This is a genomic window from Asticcacaulis sp. W401b, from assembly GCF_046503825.1.
In the GTDB taxonomy this organism is placed as follows: domain Bacteria; phylum Pseudomonadota; class Alphaproteobacteria; order Caulobacterales; family Caulobacteraceae; genus Asticcacaulis.
Map to the genome: position 1 here is coordinate 19,982 of NZ_JBKFEE010000011.1, position 18,428 is coordinate 38,409.

General features: G+C 62.5%; 19 protein-coding genes. 17 read left to right on the forward strand and 2 right to left on the reverse strand.

All coding sequences use genetic code 11. From position 1 onward, the window contains the following. Positions 1-133 precede the first annotated feature (133 nt). Complete coding sequence (locus ACK8OE_RS16620) at positions 134-1,117, forward strand: helix-turn-helix transcriptional regulator (protein WP_410273480.1); 984 nt, start codon at positions 134-136, stop codon at positions 1,115-1,117. A gap of 20 nt (positions 1,118-1,137) precedes the next feature. Next, on the forward strand, positions 1,138-1,809 hold the full coding sequence (locus ACK8OE_RS16625; RefSeq protein WP_410273481.1) for a hypothetical protein: 672 nt from the start codon (positions 1,138-1,140) through the stop codon (positions 1,807-1,809). Between the two features lie 212 nt (positions 1,810-2,021). Here ACK8OE_RS16625 and ACK8OE_RS16630 read toward each other — a convergent pair whose 3' ends face one another. Continuing rightward, positions 2,022-2,615 carry a DUF6088 family protein gene (locus ACK8OE_RS16630; RefSeq protein ID WP_410273482.1) on the reverse strand — a complete coding sequence of 198 codons (594 nt, stop codon included), beginning with the start codon at positions 2,613-2,615 and terminating at the stop codon, positions 2,022-2,024. 234 nt (positions 2,616-2,849) lie between these two features. Here ACK8OE_RS16630 and ACK8OE_RS16635 point away from each other — a divergent pair, with 234 nt between their 5' ends. The 9 genes from ACK8OE_RS16635 to ACK8OE_RS16675 all read left to right on the forward strand — a co-directional run bounded on the left by ACK8OE_RS16635 (position 2,850) and on the right by ACK8OE_RS16675 (position 14,647). After that, positions 2,850-3,800 carry an ArdC family protein gene (locus ACK8OE_RS16635; protein WP_410273483.1) on the forward strand — a complete coding sequence of 317 codons (951 nt, stop codon included), beginning with the start codon at positions 2,850-2,852 and terminating at the stop codon, positions 3,798-3,800. Between the two features lie 113 nt (positions 3,801-3,913). Beyond that, complete coding sequence (locus ACK8OE_RS16640; protein WP_410273525.1) at positions 3,914-4,414, forward strand: hypothetical protein; 501 nt, start codon at positions 3,914-3,916, stop codon at positions 4,412-4,414. 237 nt (positions 4,415-4,651) lie between these two features. Further along, on the forward strand, positions 4,652-6,763 hold the full coding sequence (locus ACK8OE_RS16645; protein ID WP_410273484.1) for a ParB/RepB/Spo0J family partition protein: 2,112 nt from the start codon (positions 4,652-4,654) through the stop codon (positions 6,761-6,763). Between the two features lie 125 nt (positions 6,764-6,888). After that, positions 6,889-7,305, forward strand: coding sequence for a hypothetical protein (locus ACK8OE_RS16650; RefSeq protein WP_410273485.1), 417 nt, complete (start codon positions 6,889-6,891; stop codon positions 7,303-7,305). Further along, positions 7,302-7,565 carry a DUF6117 family protein gene (locus ACK8OE_RS16655; RefSeq protein ID WP_410273486.1) on the forward strand — a complete coding sequence of 88 codons (264 nt, stop codon included), beginning with the start codon at positions 7,302-7,304 and terminating at the stop codon, positions 7,563-7,565. Before ACK8OE_RS16650 ends, ACK8OE_RS16655 begins: the two co-directional genes overlap by 4 nt. Continuing rightward, positions 7,562-7,858 (forward strand): hypothetical protein, encoded by a 297-nt coding sequence (locus ACK8OE_RS16660; RefSeq protein WP_410273487.1) that lies wholly within the window; start codon positions 7,562-7,564, stop codon positions 7,856-7,858. The genes ACK8OE_RS16655 and ACK8OE_RS16660 overlap by 4 nt, the downstream gene beginning before the upstream one ends. 152 nt (positions 7,859-8,010) lie before the next feature. Then, on the forward strand, positions 8,011-12,357 hold the full coding sequence (locus ACK8OE_RS16665; RefSeq protein WP_410273488.1) for a strawberry notch-like NTP hydrolase domain-containing protein: 4,347 nt from the start codon (positions 8,011-8,013) through the stop codon (positions 12,355-12,357). Next, positions 12,357-13,397 carry a toprim domain-containing protein gene (locus tag ACK8OE_RS16670; protein WP_410273526.1) on the forward strand — a complete coding sequence of 347 codons (1,041 nt, stop codon included), beginning with the start codon at positions 12,357-12,359 and terminating at the stop codon, positions 13,395-13,397. The genes ACK8OE_RS16665 and ACK8OE_RS16670 overlap by 1 nt, the downstream gene beginning before the upstream one ends. Positions 13,398-13,720: 323 nt before the next feature. Next, entirely contained in the window at positions 13,721-14,647 is a 927-nt protein-coding gene (locus tag ACK8OE_RS16675) for a DUF2493 domain-containing protein (RefSeq protein WP_410273527.1), read from the forward strand. Positions 14,648-14,662: 15 nt separating this feature from the next. On the opposite strand, the gene ACK8OE_RS16680 is transcribed toward ACK8OE_RS16675, so the two are convergent. Further along, a complete protein-coding gene (locus ACK8OE_RS16680; protein WP_410273489.1) occupies positions 14,663-15,316 on the reverse strand; it encodes a plasmid pRiA4b ORF-3 family protein in 654 nt (217 codons plus the stop codon). Between the two features lie 267 nt (positions 15,317-15,583). On the opposite strand from ACK8OE_RS16680, the gene ACK8OE_RS16685 reads away from it, so the two are divergent. The 6 genes from ACK8OE_RS16685 (at position 15,584) to ACK8OE_RS16710 (ending at position 18,395) form a co-directional block, all read left to right on the forward strand. Then, on the forward strand, positions 15,584-15,751 hold the full coding sequence (locus ACK8OE_RS16685) for a hypothetical protein (RefSeq protein WP_247261271.1): 168 nt from the start codon (positions 15,584-15,586) through the stop codon (positions 15,749-15,751). Between the two features lie 139 nt (positions 15,752-15,890). Continuing rightward, complete coding sequence (locus ACK8OE_RS16690; protein WP_410273490.1) at positions 15,891-16,331, forward strand: hypothetical protein; 441 nt, start codon at positions 15,891-15,893, stop codon at positions 16,329-16,331. Between the two features lie 583 nt (positions 16,332-16,914). Continuing rightward, the gene (locus ACK8OE_RS16695; protein ID WP_112796495.1) at positions 16,915-17,241 is read left to right on the forward strand and encodes a DUF736 domain-containing protein; all 327 of its coding nucleotides are present in this window, start codon (positions 16,915-16,917) and stop codon (positions 17,239-17,241) included. 181 nt (positions 17,242-17,422) lie between these two features. Beyond that, positions 17,423-17,668 (forward strand): helix-turn-helix domain-containing protein, encoded by a 246-nt coding sequence (locus tag ACK8OE_RS16700; protein WP_113372415.1) that lies wholly within the window; start codon positions 17,423-17,425, stop codon positions 17,666-17,668. A gap of 99 nt (positions 17,669-17,767) precedes the next feature. After that, positions 17,768-18,058 carry a DNA -binding domain-containing protein gene (locus tag ACK8OE_RS16705; RefSeq protein ID WP_410273528.1) on the forward strand — a complete coding sequence of 97 codons (291 nt, stop codon included), beginning with the start codon at positions 17,768-17,770 and terminating at the stop codon, positions 18,056-18,058. Between the two features lie 112 nt (positions 18,059-18,170). Further along, entirely contained in the window at positions 18,171-18,395 is a 225-nt protein-coding gene (locus ACK8OE_RS16710; protein ID WP_410273491.1) for a transcriptional regulator domain-containing protein, read from the forward strand. The last annotated feature ends 33 nt before the right edge of the window (positions 18,396-18,428 follow it).

Sequence of the window (18,428 nt, forward strand, 5' to 3'; positions counted from 1 at the left end):
GTCTCTAATTCGCATAAAGGTCCCCTTCGCGAGCGCAGTCCCAACAAGAGATGCATCTCGACAGACTGCAACCTCTGACATACTGTGTGTGGGTGTCAATATCTGACATGGCTCACAATCGGGACTCGGATTTATGTCGTTCGCCAAGGCTCAGGACCTGGTCAGGCTGGCGCGGTTGGCTGCCACACGGCGGACCGGAATTTCCCTCGATGAGATCTGTGAAGAATTCGGTGTCTCCCACCGCACGGCGCAACGCATGACCGACGCGCTGGAAACTATCTTTACCAACGTCGACACGCTGGACGGCCCGGACCGTCGGCGGCGGTGGCGCGTCGCCGACCCTAAGCTCGAACGACTCCAGCCCCGTCTGGAGACGGCGGTCGAGGCGTTGGAGATCGCCGGTAGAACGGCGCGAAGCGATGGTCGCCTGCGCCACGCCGCTGCGCTCGATGACCTACGCGACGGACTTCTGGCCCGTCTGACGCCGCGAGACGCCCGTCGCACAGAAGCCGATGTCGAAGCTGTCCTTTTGGCGATGGGATCCGTCACCCGCCCAGGCCCGAGGGTTAATCTGGCGCCGGCGGTACTGGACGCTGTGATCGAGGGACTACGTGGCCCGTTCCGCTTGCGGCTACGCTACAGAAGCGAGGACTCACCCGAACGGATCATCGAGCCGCATGGTCTTCTGCTGGGGCATCGCAGCTATTTGGTGGCGCGTCAGCCGGCGCGCGGTGAAGACATACTGAACTTCCGCATGGACCAGATCCTGAGCGCCCAGACCCTGGACGAGAGTTTCACCCTGAAGCCCGGCTTTTCGCTGGAGGAATATGCCGCCCAGTCCTTCGGCGTTTACCAAGATCCCGCGCAATATGACGAGGTCATTTGGCGTTTCTCACCCCATGCAGCAGCGCGGGCGGCCGAGTTTTGCTTTCACCCAAGACAGGTCGCGGAAGTGCAGGAAGATGGCGGTCTGATCGTGCGCTTTCATGCAGCCGGCTGGCTTGAGATGGCTTGGCACCTCTATCAATGGGGCGATGCGGTGGAAGTCATTGCGCCCGAGGGGTTGCGCACCTTGGTCAAAAGCCACCGCAGAAGCGATTTCGACTCTCTGCCATGAGACAACGGGAACAAAACGGAATGACGACCAAGACAGCCATCACCCATGCTGAGCTGAAGACCAAGCAGCGTGCGGTGCGCGAAGCTTTCCCCCAGACAATGAGCTTGCGCGTCCATCGCGCCATTAGCTGGATCGGACGCGCTGAGGCCTGCGGAGCAGATGCCGATGCTCGTTTTATCTTCCTGTGGATAGCATTTAACGCCGCATACGCCGACGAGGGCGAATTCCAAACAATCCAGCCGGGCGAGCGCGCCGCCTTCACCGACTTTTTCGGCCGGCTGATCGCACTCGACAATCAGAGGCGGATCCACGGCGCGATCTGGCAGCGTTTTTCTGGCCCCGTGCGGCTGCTGATGGACAACCGCTACGTCTTCCATCCATTCTGGCAGCACCATAATGGAATTTCGGGTTTTGAGGATTGGGAGGAGCGCTTCAAAGCGTCCTCACGTGCTTTTGCGCAGGCGTTTCAGAGCGGCGACACCCATCGTCTACTCAGCTTCGTCTTCGACCGGCTATATGTACTGCGAAATCAACTCGTCCATGGCGGCTCAACCTGGAACAGCAGCGTAAACCGCACTCAGGTCCAAGATGGCGCCGCCATCCTAGGCTTCCTTATGCCCATTTTCGCTGATCTGATGATGGACAATCCCGACCAAAACTGGGGCAAGCCCTTTTATCCGGTCGTGCCCTGAATGCCAGGGGGTGTGCGCCGAAGTTCCCAGAGGGTCTGCTACCCAACGGGTGCGAATCCAGTGCAACCTGGTGAAGGCGTATTTTCAACAAGGGTCGCCAACGCCCACACCCCCACGTATCTTTTTCGAGAGGATGGGTAGGACGACCCAAACGGTCGGCGACGACGCCTAGAGCATCGCGCCGATCTTCGTCTGAAAGCTTGAGAAAGACGTCAGCCATAGGCCGCCTTTCCGACACTCTGCGCGAGCCACGTCGGAAACTGCGGCGCGGCGGCAACCAGTTCGCCGAAAACGTCGGGCGGCATATTCCGCTTCAATGCCGCCAGTGCGGCATCCGCCATTTCCGGGCCGAGCCAGGCCAGCGCTCGCACAGCCTCCCCCGCCGGGCGGTTGGCCAGCGCCAATTGCCAGCGCGGCGCGTGCCGCAATTCAACGACCTGCTTACCCAGATGCATTTTCCGGCTGCGCCCGGATGTCAGATAGACCGAGCGGACAGGCACCTGCGTCGTCAAGCCAAGGGCATTCGCCGCCGCAGCGCCGTTCGAGACGATGATCTCTCCTTTTTGGCTGGCAAGAGCCTCGACTACCTGCTCGACGGAAGGGGCACGCGTACCGAACCGACTGGCTGTGGGACGCACATAGACGCCACGACCAGCGCGGATAAGTTGCCCGCGCTCGGCTAGGCGCGACAATGCCTGATCCACGGCCGCTCGGTTTCCGAGGTGAAGCAGACCCTTAGCAGAGAAGGGGGCGCCTTCGGGCAATCCCGTCGCATGGCTCAGAATCTGTTCGGTCAGCCGTGTCATCGTATTTTTTCCTGTCAGAAATATATGCAAGTTTCTGACAGTTTTCAAGGAAGCTCGTAGGAATGCCTCCGGATATGGGGGGAAGACATTCCCCTGCGGTCGAGCCAATGTCTCGACCGACCCCTTCTGCGGGGAGCCCCCGCAACGCCCCCGAGAGTGAAAGTCCGGACGGGTTTTCCGTGACGGGTTGATGGCTGGGAGAGAGGCTCCCGGCGCCCGTCGCGGAGATCCGCGATGTCCAGAAGAACCGCCCCCACTCGCGCCAACCATGACCGGGCGAGCCTTTACGACGAAATCACCAACAAGATCATCGGCGAACTGGAAGCCGAGCGCGTGCCCTGGGTCCAGCCTTGGGGATCGGCAACGGCCAAGGCCCCCCTCGCCATGCCGAGGAACGCGACCACCGGCCGAGAATATTCAGGGATCAATGTCCTGATCCTCTGGGGCGCGGTGATCCAGCACGGATTTCCCGGCCAGAGCTGGCTCACCTTCCGCCAGGCCCTGTCGCTTGGCGGCAACGTCCGCAGAGGTGAACGCGGCACCACCATCGTCTATGCAGACCGCTTCACCCCGGAGGACGAAAAGCGCCGCGCCCGCGAATCCGGCAAGGAAGCGGCCGCGATCCCGTTCCTCAAACGATTCACGGTGTTCAATACGGCGCAATGCGACGGCCTGCCGGAAGATGTCTCCATCGTGGCCCCACCGCCTCCGCCCAGCCTCATCGAACCACAGGTCGAGGCGCTGATCCGGGCGACCGGCATCGACTTCCGCATCGGCGGCGACCGCGCCTTCTATGTGCCCGCACACGATTATGTGCAGGTGCCGCCGCCCCAAGCGTATTTCGAGCCAATCAACTGGCACAGGACGGCCCTACATGAGATGGGGCACGCGACAGGCCACGCCTCCCGCCTGAACCGCGATTTCTCCGGTTCCTTCGGCTCGAAGACATACGCCTTCGAAGAACTGATTGCTGAGATCAACGCAGCCTTCTGCTGCGCCTCACTCGGCATTACGCCCACCGTCCGCCATGCCGACTATCTCGGCTCCTGGCTCGAGGTCTTGCGCGAGGACAATCGCGCCATCGTCCGCGCCGCCTCCCAGGCAAGCAAGGCAGCCGACTGGCTGCTCAGCTTCTTACCCGATGCCCACGTAAGCATGGCCCGCCATGGACAAGAGGCAGCGTGATAGGCGCACTTGGCAAAATCGGCCTGCGCAAGGCTTTACAGTCTATTACTAACCTTGCTGTAGGTTTCCCCAGCCTTTGCAGGCAATAGGACGCAGTAGGATTCAAACTCGTGATGGAAAACACCTTGGGGCCAGACAACGCCATATGGGATGATGGTGATTGGGTCAGTTGGGATGAAATCAATCAGCAAATTCAATATAAAGAGTGGCGCGCACGCTATCCCAATGCCGACCTGTCGCTCGTATCGGTCTTTGAGTCGCTGATCAGCACCGCCGAGGAATACTACCAACTCACTGGCAGACACCTCCAAGTATATGGTGACATTGGCGAGCTGTATGGCGCGATCACCCATGGCATCAAGCTACACCGCAATTACGCCAAGGGGTCCGACGGCCGTCTTGGAAATGACTTCGTGGAAGTGAAAACTATCACGCCATTCAAGAATTGTGATGTCGTCGAGATCAATCTTGATCGTAACTTCAGCAAAATCCTGATCGTGAAGATCAACTCGGATTTTGAGGTGCGGGGCAAGTTGGTCGACCGCAAGGCCCTACCAAAAGGCAAGGTAAGGGGGCACCGTCTACGTATCGACTGGGCGCTTGTGGAACCTTAGCCGACGATAACAAGCCGCACTCCAATATGTGCGGATTGTATGCGGTCCCATCAATGAGATGACGTCGCGCAGCGTGACGATCATGAAAACCGGAAAGGCGCAGACACAGGTTTCCGGCTTTACGCTTTTCCGCCAGCCTGCCGCTGCCCTCATAGAGTGAGAGGGCGGCGCTTCGCTTCGTGACGGGTTTGGAGGTCGAGAGAGAGGCTCCCGGCCGCCCGTCGCGGAGTCATGAACATGGTCACAGCTGTTCAGAAAATCACCCTGTCGTCGGCGCGCGACATTCCTTTCAACAAGCTGGTGCTCAGCCAGTCCAACGTCCGGCGTGTCAAAGCCGGCGTCTCGATCGAGGAGCTGGCCGAGTCCATCGCCCGGCGCGGCCTCATCCAGTCCCTGCATGTCCGTCCCGTCCTCGACGCCGACGGCACTGAGACCGGGATGTTCGAGGTGCCCGCTGGTGGCCGCCGCTATCGCGCCCTTGACCTGCTGGCGAAGCAAAAGCGCCTGGCCAAGACCGCGCCCGTCCCCTGCATCGTCGGCGAGGCCAATAGCGACGTTCTGGTCGAGGAAGTGTCGCTCGTCGAGAACATGGAGCGCGCGCCTCTGCATCCGCTCGATCAGTTTCGCGCCTTTCAAGCCATGCGGGATAAGGGCATGACTGAGGAAGCCATCGCCGCCGCCTTCTTTATCGGCGTCAATATCGTCAAGCAGCGGCTGCGCCTCGCATCCGTCTCGCCGACCTTGCTGGAAATCTACGCCGACGACGGCGTGACGCTCGAACAGCTCACGGCCTTCACCGTCAGTTCCGACCATGCCCGCCAGGAACAGGTCTGGGATGCGATCAAGGATGGATGGCAGAAAGAGCCCTATCACATCCGCCGGATGCTGACCGAAACCACGGTACGGGCCTCCGACAAGCGCGCCGTCTTTGTGGGCATCGAAGCCTATGAGGCGGCCGGCGGCAGCGTACTGCGCGACCTGTTCCAGTCCGACGATGGCGGCTGGCTTCAAGATGCCGCCTTGCTCGACCGTTTGGTGGCCGAAAAGCTGAAGAGCGTCGCCGACGAGATCGCGGGCGAAGGCTGGAAATGGGTCGAAGCCAGCTTGAGCTTTCCTTATGGGCACGAGCATGGACTGCGGGCGCTTGTCGGCGTCACGGTCGACCTGACCGAAGATGAACGTGCCACTCGTGAGGCCCTTCGCGAGGAATATGACCGACTTGAAGCCGATTATTCTGAAGCCTACGAGTTGCCCGACGATATCGACGCGAGGCTCGGCGAGATCGAACAAGCGCTCGACGCCTTCGAGCAGCGCCCGTCGATCTACGATCCGGCCGACATCGCCATCGCCGGCGTCTTCGTCAGCCTTAACGCCGATGGCACGCTGTCGGTGGATCGCGGCTATGTCCGTCCCGAGGATGAACGATCCTCCGGGAGCGATGGCAGCGATGCACCGGGGCCTGGCTGTGATACCGACGATCTGGCCACGCCTGCCGTGCAGCGCGCCGTCATCACGATTGGCGGCCAGGCTGTGGAGCCGGAAGACGATGAAGAGGAAGGCATCAAGCCGTTGCCCGAGCGCCTCGTCATCGAATTGACTGCGCATCGCACCCTTGCTCTGCGCAACGCGGTCGCCGAACATCCGGATGTCGCCATGACCATGCTGCTGCACAAGCTGGTCAGCGACACGTTCCGGCGCACCGCGCCCGCTGGCTGCCTCGAGGCCCGCGTCAATCATGTCTTCTTCTCGGCGCAGTCCGACGAGTTGAAAGACAGCGCACCCGCGCGTGAGGTCGCCGAACGGCACGAGCGCTGGGGCGATCATGTTCCCGCCGATGATCAGGCGCTCTGGGATTGGTTGGCTCACCTCGACGATGCTACACGCCTCGATCTGCTGGCTCATTGCGTCAGCTTCGGGGTGAACGCCCTGTACGAGCGACCGAACCCTTACGGTTCGGGTGTCAGCCAGCATGGGCTCGACATACGCCTGGCGCAGGCCGACCGGCTGGCACGAGCCACTGGCCTCAACATGGTGACGGCGGGCTGGAAGCCGACCGTTGGCAACTATCTTGGCCGCGTCACCAAGCCCCGCATTCTCGAAGCCGTTCGGGAGGGCGCGGGCGAGCGGGCAGCAGGGCTCATCGACCATCTGAAAAAGGGCGACATGGCCAAGGAAGCCGAACGCCTGTTGGCCGACACCGGCTGGCTACCCGAGCCGCTTCGCCTGGTCGATCTGGACGAACCGGCCATGAACGGCGAAGGCGACGAAGCCCTCCCCGCGTTCCTCGATGACGACGAGACGCTCTCCGACGAAGAGGACGAAGCTCCGCACGCCGTCGCCGCCGAATAGCGGGCAATGCGGGACGGCTCCGGCCGTCCTGCACCTACCTTCTCCACCCATTCAGCCCGACCCAAGATCCAAAGTCTGCGCGGTGATGCCACGCGGGCTGGGCTTTCTCGTTTCAGGAGCCTGTCATGGCCGATTATTTCACCCATTTCTCATGCCTGCTCGACGTCGGCACGCCCGAGAACGCCGCCCGTGCGCTCGACCTCTACAACACGCTGTCCGCGGAAGGCGCGTCAGAGGAACCGCCCTCCGAAGGCTTTCTTCTCTCGATCCAGCCCGAGCACGGCGGCAGCCAACTCTGGATGCGAGACGACGTGACCGGCGACCCCGAGCGCTTGATCCAGTTCGTAAAGCTTTGCGCCGCCGAGTTCGGCCTCGCTGGCAGATGGGGCTTCCAATACGCCAACACCTGCTCGCGGCCGCGTCTCGACGGCTTCGGCGGCGGCGCTCACGTCCTCGATCTCGCCACCGGCGAGACCGTGGACTGGATCTACACCGATGGCTGGCTCAACCAGACCATCTCCAAAGCGGGAGGTCCGCTATGAGCATCCCCGCCCCTGCCCGGACCAATTTCCAGACCCTTTTGCGCGCCGCGGGTGACGGCAATCTCGCCCTCATGGAGTGCCTCGACGCGGCGACCGGCAGCCCGCGCTACGCCATCTGCGCCGTGGGGCGAGACGATGGTGATTACGTGTTCACGCCCTTCGGCCATCTCGCCGACGGCAATCCCTATGACGCCTATCTGCCGCCCGATCCCGGCGATCCCGAAGGCTTCGTGCGCCCCGAGCCGGGAGAGGCGCCATGATCGACATCGACGCCATCTTCGCGGCGGATCGCCAAAATCCGCCGCATGAACGGTCTCTGCCCTGGCCGGAAACCAGAGGCGGCCTCACCGTCGTTGTCGAGCCCAAGCCTCTTTGGGCCAGCGACATGCGGGCGTTTCGATCTGACGCTCGGGAATATTGCACCTATGCCGACTGGACCGAAAATGGCGCGCGCGCCCGTTTCTTCGGCCACGTCGATACCTGCGGCGACGACCTGGTCCGCAAAGCCCGCAGACTCGTCGCCTCCGAGATCGCGGACGGGCTCTGGAACTGATCCCCTCGAAAAGCGCCCCACCTCGCGGTCGGGCGCTTTTTCCATGCGGACGTCGTGAGAGTGAGAGGGCTGCCGGGACGGGTTTGAGCCAGAGCGGTCGAGAGAGAGCGCCGCGCAGGCTCGTTCCTTCCCGCTCTCTGTGAGGTTCCACGATGACCCTGATCTCCGCATCCACGACGGCGACCGCCGCCGCGACGCTTCCGCTTGTCTCCAATCCCGAGCCCGCTGCTGCCATGTTCTCGGCAGCTGGCTTGCTGCTGCCGCATATCGAACGTGGCGAGCGGGTCGACGCCGCAGTTTTGCGGGAGGCGATGGGAACCACCTTTGGTGCGTCGGATACGGCAGGCGCCTGGGACTGGAAGACGGCCTATGATGCCTGCGAGGCCGCAACCGTCCTGTTTCTCCGTAAATACGGCCATACGCTTTTTCGCAAAGCCGGAACGCCTTTGGCAAGGCTGTCCGCGCTGACGAAAATCGCCAACCTTCTGCCGACGCATACACGGCGCTCGACCGAAAGCCAGACCTTCCAGCAATTCTCGACGCCTATCCCGCTTGGCCTGGTCGCCGCCCATGCCGCGGCCATCACCCCCGCCGACAGAGTGCTGGAACCCTCGGCGGGCACCGGCCTGCTGGCCATCCTGGCCGAGATCGCTGGCGGTACGCTCGTCCTCAACGAGTTTGCCGACACCCGCGCCGGACTGCTGTCGCTTCTCTTCCCCGGCATTCCCGTCACCCAATTCGACGCGGCACAGATCGACGATCATCTCAATGCCGCCGTCACGCCCAGCGTCGTGCTGATGAATCCGCCCTTTTCGGTCATGGCCCATGTCGAGGGCCGCGTGGCAGACGCCGCTTACCGCCATCTCGCCTCAGCCTTGGCGCGCCTGGCTCCCGGTGGGCGGCTGGTCTCGATCACCGGCGCCAGTTTCGCTCCTGACAATCCGGCCTGGACAGACATCTTCATGCGATTGCAGGAACGCGGGCGCATCGTCTTCTCCGCCGCCATCGACGGCGCTGTCTATGCCAAGCATGGCACGACCTTTCCGACGCGGCTGACCGTTATCGACAAGCGGCCCGCCGACGATCCGGCCGTGTTCCCGACCGCACCCGGCGTTGCCTCAAACGCCGCCACGCTGCTGGGCTGGCTCGACGATCATCTGCCGACACGGCTCGCTGTCGATCCCTCCCTCACGGTCCAGGCTGTCGCGGCTTCTGTCCCTCGCAGCGTGCGCGGCTACATCAACCGCACCGCCAAGACCGTCCCTGCGACGGTGCCGATGGCCGAGCCGGAGGGCCTGCCGCTTGCCTACCAGACCCAAGACGGCCCAGCAGGTGAAGGCGGCCGTTTGTCCGACGGCATTTATGAAGAATACGGATTGCAGTCGATCCGTATTCTCGGCTCTCAGGCGCACCCGACTAAGCTCGTGCAATCCGCCGCGATGGCATCGGTCGCACCGCCCAAGCCAAGCTATCGGCCACGCCTCCCCGCCAATATCCGTGAATTGTTGTCGGACGCCCAGCTCGAGACCGTCATCTACGCGGGCGAAGCGCACGCTGACCATCTCGCCGGATCTTGGACGGTGGACGCCACCTTCGACGTGGTCAGTGCTGCCCGCGAGGATGCGAAAGATGCCGTTCGCTTCCGGCGCGGCTTCATGATCGGTGACGGCACCGGCGTCGGCAAAGGCCGTCAGTCCGCCGCGATCATACTCGACAATTGGCTTCAGGGTCGCCGTAAAGCGGTCTGGATTAGCAAATCCGACAAGCTGATCGAGGACGCGCAGCGTGACTGGTCGGCGCTCGGCATGGAGCGCTTGCTGGTCACGCCGCTGTCGCGTTTCCCCCAAGGGCGCCCGATCACATTGCCGGAAGGCGTCCTATTTACGACCTATGCCACGCTACGCTCCGACGACCGCGGGAGCAAGGTTTCGCGCGTCCGGCAGATCGTTGAATGGTTGGGCTCCGATTTTGATGGAGCGATCATTTTCGACGAGGCGCACGCGATGGCAAACGCCGGTGGCGGCAAGGGAGAACGCGGCGATGTGGCCGCCTCACAGCAGGGCCGCGCCGGTCTGCGCCTTCAGCATGCCCTGCCGAACGCCCGCGTTGTCTATGTATCGGCGACTGGCGCCACCACGGTCCATAACCTGGCCTACGCTCAGCGCCTCGGACTCTGGGGCGGCGAGGATTTTCCGTTCTCGACCAGGACCGAATTCGTCGAAGCGATCGAGGACGGCGGCGTTGCAGCGATGGAAGTGCTGGCCCGCGACTTGCGCGCGCTCGGTCTTTACACCGCCCGCTCGCTCTCCTTCGACGGCGTGGAATATGAGCTGGTCGAGCATGCGCTGACGCCGGAGCAGACCCGCATCTACGACGCCTATGCCGAGGCCTTCGCCATCATCCACAACCACCTGGATGCTGCGATGGAAGCGGCCAATATCACCAGCGCTTCCGGCACATTGAACAGACAGGCCAAGTCCGCCGCACGCTCGGCCTTCGAGAGCGCCAAGCAGCGCTTCTTCGGCCATTTGCTCACCAGTATGAAAACGCCGACCCTGATCCGGTCGATCGGCAGCGATCTCGAAGCCGGCCATGCCGCTGTTATCCAGATCGTTTCAACCGGGGAAGCGCTGATGGAACGCCGTCTGGCCGAACTGCCAACCGAGGAATGGAACGACGTTCGGATCGACATCACGCCCAGGGAATACGTTCTCGACTACCTCGCCCATTCCTTCCCGGTGCAGCTCTACGAGCCTGTCACCGACAGCGAGGGCAACCTGTCATCGCGACCGGTCTATCGCGACGGTCAGCCCGTCGAAAGCCGCGAAGCCGTCGCGCGCCGCGACGAGCTGATCGCGCAGCTCGCCTCGCTGCCGCCGGTGCCCGGCGCGCTCGATCAGATCGTCCAGCATTTCGGCACGGAGCTGGTGGCCGAGGTGACGGGCCGTTCACGGCGCATCGTCCGCAAGAGCACGCCTTCGGGTGGCGACCGCCTTGTCGTCGAGACACGCGCCGCCGACGCCAATCTCGCCGAGACTCAAGGCTTCATGGATGACACCAAGCGCATCTTGATCTTCTCGGACGCGGGCGGCACCGGCCGCAGCTACCATGCCGAGCTGTCGGCGCGGAACACGCGGCTGCGCGTCCACTATCTGCTCGAACCCGGTTGGAAGGCGGACGCCGCTATCCAGGGCCTCGGCCGCACGCACCGGACCAACCAGGCACAGCCGCCCCTGTTCCGGCCGATCGCCACGGATGTGAAGGCGGAGAAGCGCTTTCTTTCCACCATCGCCCGGCGGCTCGATACGCTCGGGGCGATTACGCGCGGCCAGCGTCAGACTGGCGGCCAAGGCCTGTTCCGCCCCGAGGACAATCTCGAAAGCCCCTATGCTCGCGATGCACTGCGCCAACTCTACCTGTTGCTGGTGCGAGGCAAGGTCGAAGGCTGCACACTCGAGCGCTTCGAAACCGCCACCGGCCTGAAGCTGATGGACACGAATGGCATCAAAGACGAACTACCGCCCATCACCACATTCCTCAACCGGCTGCTGGCGCTGACGATCGAGCTTCAGGGCGTGCTGTTTACCGCCTTCGAGCAGCTTCTCACCGCCAAGATCGAGGGCGCCATCGCCAGCGGCGTCTACGATGTCGGGTTGGAAACGTTGACGGCGGAAGGCTTCACCGTCACTGATCGCCAGACGATCTATACGCATCCGGGCACGGGCGCCGAGACCCGGCTCCTCACGATCGCGCAGCGGACCCGCAACTGCCCGGTCACGTTGGACGACGCACTCGCCCATCTGGGCGAATCCAGCGCCAGGCTGCTGGTCAATGAGCGTTCGGGCCGCGCCGCCGTGCAGATCCCCGCCACCTCGATCATGCTCGACGATGGCGAGATCGAACGCCGCGTCCGGCTGGTCCGGCCGATGGAATCGCACACCGTTCCGTTGAAGATGATGGGCGAGACACATTGGATCGAGACGGAGCGCAGCGCCTTCGCCACGGCCTGGGCCGCCGAGGTTGCGGATGTGCCGGAGTTTTCCGACAGCACGATCCATATCGTCTCTGGACTGTTGCTGCCGATCTGGAAGCGGCTGCCGAACGAATCCACACGTGTCTATCGGCTCCAGACCGACGATGGCGAACGGATCGTTGGCCGCAAGGTCTCGCCGGCCTGGGCGGCCAACGCAACCACGACCGGCGCAGCCACGCTCACGCCTGCCGATGCCTTCATGGCGCTGATGGATGGGCGCACCATCCTCGACCTCGCTGAGGGGCTTCAGCTTCGCCGCGTCCGCGTCATGGGCGCAGATCGCATCGAATTGTCGGGGTTCACCGACACGATGCGCGAGCGGCTTACCGCCTACGGCCTGTTTCACGAGATCATCTCGTGGAAGCTCAGGATGTTCGTGCCGACCGATGCCGCCGGCCCCGTGGTGCTGGATCGCGTGTTGGGCCGCTACCCGCTCCAACGCATCGGCGAACGTGAGGCAGCATGATGACCCGGCTCGACGCTTCCGATTTGGCGACCCGTCTCGGCCAAGAGGCCGAGGCGGTGTGCCGCCACTATCTCGACGCCGGCCGTCGCCAGGGCAATTACTGGCAGGTCGGCGATGTCCGCAATACGCCGGGCCGCTCGATGTTCGTGCGGCTCAAGGAGACGACGAAGGGACCGGCCGGCAAATGGACCGATGCGGCCACCGGCGAACATGGCGACCTGCTCGACGTGATCCGTGAGAGTTGCGGCCTCATTGACTTCGCCGATGTCGTCGACGAGGCGCGTTCCTTTCTCAGTATGCCGCATCCTGAACCCGCTCCCGCACCCAAGAAACGAATGGGCAAACCAGCTCCGTCAGGCTCGGCAGAGGCGGCAAAGAGATTGATCGCCATGTCGAAGCCGATCAGCGGCACCCCCGTAGAGACGTATCTCCGCACACGCGGCATTACGGCTTTGCACGGAACCGGAAACCTCCGCTTCCATCCACGCTGTTATTACCGGCCCGATGACCATGGCCCGCTTGAAACCTGGCCAGCGATGATCGCCGCCGTCACCGATCTCAACGGCCGGATTACTGGTGCCCACCGGACATGGCTCGCCCCTGACGGTACCGACAAGGCGCCGATCGAAACGCAGCGCAAGGCGATGGGCGACCTGCTCGGTCATGCCGTTCGCTTTGGTGTGCCGGGTGATGTGATGGCCGCGGGCGAAGGCATCGAAAGCGTCTTGTCGGTACGACAGGCGATACCGGACATGGCCATGGCGGCAGCATTGTCAGCTGCCCATCTCGCCGCCATTCTGTTTCCGGAAACGCTGCGTCGGCTCTATGTCATCCGCGACAACGACCCCGCGGGCGACGGTGCGCAGGACAGTTTGGTCGAACGGGCGAACGCGGTCGGGATCGAGGCAATCGTACTCTCGCCGGTACTGGAGGACTTCAACGAAGATCTCCGGCACCTTGGCCTCGATACACTCCAGGCCAATCTCAGGGGCCAACTCGCACCACAGGACGTCGCCCGCTTCTTGGGCCTGGCGGCATAACCGGCAGGGAGAAAAGTGGGGAGGTCATCGCCATATGCCCGCGCGGATGCCGATGCATCGAAAGAGAACCGCGCCTCGGCCTTCGAGAGGGCGATCGGCCCATAGGCGTGCCGGGGCGGCAATGGCTGCGCCGACTATTTTCCGGCGGCGGCCCAAAAGAGAAGATGGGCCGCCTTTCCATCGCGAAACAAAATAGCCGGCTTGTCGCCATCCTCCGCTCACGCTTCGGCCCTGCGCTGCGCGCCGCGTGCAGTCCCGTCCCGCCCATGCGCTTCGTCGCCATGAAGGCCGCGAGGGTCGCGGTCCAAACGATGGAGCATCCCATGAGCGAGCACGACGATTTCGAGCCCCACCACGCATCCTCTCCCACAGACCATCTACTCCAGGAGCTTCAGCTTTACGGCTATCGCCCCTTTGAAAACGAGCCAGACCCCCGCCCCCTGCCGGAAGCAACCCGCGTCACCGGCGCTATCGCCGACATCTTTGACGCCCTGATCGCAACCCTCACGGACACCCGCCTCGAACCCGATCTCGATGATCTTCTCTGGTCAACCGTCAATCTCTTCCACCGCGCCACCGACCGAATTGAACGCGAATTGGACGACAACGAGCAGGGACAGCGCCGCCTTCAGCGCGAACAGGACGGCAGCGAGGTGAAGTCCGTCGAACTGGAGCGCCTCACCGCCGAGGGCCAGACGCTTCTGGAGCGCCGCGACGCCTTCGAACTGATGCGCGATCAGGCCGCCGACCATTTCGAGCGCCATACGGGATCAAGCTGGAGGCCCCGCATTGGATCGATGGTCAACCATCGCAATCTCACCGCAGCGATGATCGACAGCCGCGATTTTCTGGCAGCCAAACGTCGCACTGAGACCGAAGTGCTGATGCCCGCCGGGCCGAAGATCGCCTTCACCGGCGGCGACACTGCCGACCACAAGCTGATCTGGGCCAAGCTCGATCAGGTCCACGCCAAGCATCCCGATATGGTGTTGATGCACGGCGGCTCTCCCAAAGGCGCAGAAAAGATCGCTGCGCGCTGGGCCGACCATCGCAAGGTGCCACAGGTCGCCTTTAAGCCCGACTGGGTGAAGCACGCCAAGGCCGCCCCGTTCAAACGCAATGACCAAATGCTCTCCGTCATGCCGATCGGCGTTATCGTCTTTCCCGGCACCGGCATACAGGACAATCTCGCCGACAAGGCCCGCAAGCTGGGAATCCCGGTATATCGATTTGGCGGGAGCGGCGCGTGAGCGCCGCTAGAACGCCTACACCCGCTTTGGCTTGGGCTGATGCAGCCTCCGGCGAACATTTGGTTTCAGCGCGTTGCCGACATCTTTGTTGACGATGTCGAGATCAAACCACTCGGGATCGAAGTGCCCACCGCACCAACGCTTGATGTCGGCATGTTCAGGGTCGTCAGTATCCCCCATCACCTCGAGGAAATGCTCATATCCCGAGATCCCGCCGACATCTTCAGGCGGCCTTGCAAAGGCACCGTCCTCGCAGATGGCCTTTTTAGGGAATATATCGAGCCAGAGCCATTCCTCCAGTTCAACCGTATGTCGCCAGTTGTCGCCGAAGTCATATGTGTAAGTAAAAGTGCTTCCGGATCGCGAAAAATCCTTAAGTTGAACCTCCCGCTCATCGAAAACGCGCGGATCATCTGGACCCGCCCCATCTTCCAGAAGGGCGACATCGCCAAAGCGCAGTCCGCCGATGTGGAATTCGTGGAGATGGTAGTTCCACCAATTGAACGCGGCCTGAATTCCAAGGTGGAGGTGTTCGAGATTCCAGTGTGCAGGTATGACCAGACGCCGCCATATGGCTGGCTGGATACCCTCAATCGATACACGAAGGCGAACGGCGTTAGGCGCTGAAGACATAGCCAGGACGATGCCGAAGCCAAGGCCATGCGTCAAGGCGCAGTCAACGAACATAACAAGCCAATAGCATCACCGAACGCAATTGATTCCGGCGAATATTCGAACAGGAACCACCCCGCTTCATTTGCGCTTATCCTTGATCCATCCAATGGCCTGACGCCATCAACCCGTAAAGGGTCGGACTACGCATGCGCGTGCCGCCGCTTGCGGCTTCGCCTTCATCGGTGATTGCGGCCCTTGTCCGGACACGTCGGGCGCCTGTCAGCGGGGGATGGTCCACCGCTTCAAACAGGAGCCGGATCAATGTCCTCCACCGACGCTTACGCCTTCGCTCTCAGCCTCGCCTCGACCCTGATGGTCGCCATTGTCATATTCCGCGCCGGCGACGGCACGCTCTCGGTCACGCCGGCCGCCGAATTCGACGGCGACGAGGCCTCTATCCTGCGCGAAATCGATCCCTTCGCCCCTTAACGGGGCGAACGCCTCGCCTCAAATGGCGGAAACCTGCCAGTTTCCACTCCTCTTATCATCATCGATTTGCTATACACTGACTGCGCCGTGGTGGTGGTGGAGGCGCAACCGTCAGAGTTCATCTCCCGGAGACACCACCATGATCTTTCTCGGCATTCTCGCATCCATCGCCGCCATAGGCTTCCTGTGCTGGCTGCTGTTCACGCTCGCGGTCTTCGCGTTACCGCTTTTCGCCGGCGTTTCAATCGGAACGTGGGCTTATGGCACGGGCGCCGGATGGCCAGGCGCAATCCTCATCGGCCTTGTCGGCGCGGCACTGACGCTTGGTATCGGTCAATTTCTGCTGATCGTCGTGCGCCCTCTCTGGATCAGGCTGCTTGTTGCGGCGGCTTTTGTGCTTCCGGCGGCAATCGCCGGCTTCCACGCCACACACGGCATCGTCAAGCACACTATGCCGTCCGAAACCTGGCAGGTCATCTTTTCCGTCGTCGGCGCGGTCGCCGTGGGGATCACAGCGTTTCTGAGGGTGGCGGGCATGGTGGCGTCCCCGCCGTCGAGCGGGACCGTGGCGCGGGCGTAGTCATCGTGATCAACGCAGGTCGACAGCCAAACGAAGGCTTCCGCCGCCTTGTGCCTCAAGGTATTTGGGATGGGCGGTGTGAACGATCATCATGTAAGCCGATGAAACACGATAGCCATACGCCACTCGACAGAAGAGCCGCAGACTGACGCCGCCAACCAGACTGGACTGCGGCTGGTCGTCGGGTGACATTGGTCAGGATGATGCAAGCCGAAGGTCCTGGCACAGGCTATTGATCTCGATGTCACTGCCTATGCCGGTTCATGGGGAACCAGGGCAGCCATCTATCTCCGTTCGGACTCGTTGAGAGTCCGCCACCTGCACGGCCTCTCCAATGGGCTGATCTGGCCGAAGGACGGCTTCGCCTCGACCGCCTAAGCCGCAATGACGCGACGCAATTTTCTTCCCCTGGGTTTCACCCATTCCTCGCGAGCCAAGAAAACCGCTCTGTCGCCATCCTCCGCTTCGCTCCGGTCGCCATCATGAATGATTTGGCGATGCGGCGTCGATCGCCTCCGGCCTCCCGATCGCCATCGAGGCCGCTGCGGTAGCGGGCTCGAATACGAAAAACGGAGATTTCAAAATGGCTACCATCGGCACCTTCAAGAAAACCGGCTCGAACGAGTTTACCGGCGAGATCGTCACTCTGAGCGTCCAGGCCAAGGGCGTCCGCATCGTCCCCGACCTTCGCGCCAACGGCGAAAACGCCCCCAGCCACCGTGTCATGGTCGGCCGGGCAGAAATCGGAGCCGCCTGGTCGAAGCGCTCCAACGACGACCGGCCCTATCTCGGCCTCAAGCTCGACGATCCGAGCTTCAACGCCCCCATCTACGCCAACCTCTTCGACGACGAAGACGGCGAGACCTATTCGCTGATCTGGTCCCGCCCCAACGGCCGCCGCGGCGACTGACCCCGGCGCAAAGGCCCCGGCCCTCCGGCCGGGGTCTTTCCTATGACAACCGAATCAGTTGCTTGCCAATTCCGGTTAGCGCCTCGATCTTCAACGGTTTTTACTCGCACCACGCGCCCAGAACGACTATTATAGTCGTAGTTCTGGCATATGCGTTGCTGCCGGTGGGAGGTGATCATGCATGATCACCGCCCGACAATCACGGGCCGCACGCGCGTTGCTGGGATGGACGCAGGAGACGCTCGCTGACAAGGCCCGAGTATCATTGACCGCGCTCAAGCGCCTCGAATCCGAAAGCGGCCTCGAGGTGTATGAAACCACGCGCGATCAGGTTCGCAGGGCACTGGAGGCGGCCGGCATTGTGCTCCTGCTGACCGACAAGGGTGAAGGCGTGCTTCTGCATCATGAACAGTCCCGGCAAAGATAATCGTTGATTGACCGCCGAGAACAACATGCCCGTCTTCTCCGTTCTTCATCATGCCCGGGTCATTGACACGGTGCATAGAGTTAACGGCGTGGAAATCATCTGCTACGGTGTCAGGTAATGGCGCAATCAACCCAACATTTTCAGGACGAGCCACCGGCTGGGGCGTCGCTCACGGTCTACGACCAGGAGCATATGACGCTCTACTTGCGCCTCCTGGACGCCGAGCGCGACGGCGCTGACTGGCGCGATGTCGTGAGGGTTCTGTTCGACCTTGACCCCGAGGCCGATCCGGAACGATGTCGCCGCGTTCATGCCACCCATCTCGCTCGCGCCCAATGGATGAGCGAGCACGGCTATCGGGAGCTGATCGGCAAGAACCCGCCCGCTTAACGGGGTGATGCTTCTATGGCATCAGGCGATGCCGACTCTCTGTCTTCCGCGCGACAACCCATCCGGGAATCTTAACCCTCCCTCAATTCGGCAACATTGATGGAGGGTTCTGATGCTGCCAGATGCGTCTCGCTGGCGATCCGCCGCGAACTACGAACACGTCGACACCCTGAGCGCCTCCGACCTTGCCTGGGAGTGGTTGCGCCGCAACGAAGGCTACGACAGGGACTATGAAGCTCTGAGCGACCCCGGCGCTGACCGAGAACAGCTGACGGAAAAAATCCGCCAGCACTGGGGGTTGCGATTTCGCCGTCGATCCAACCCTCGACCTGCCTGACGCCCCTGTCTTCTGGCTGCCGCAAGCCGATAC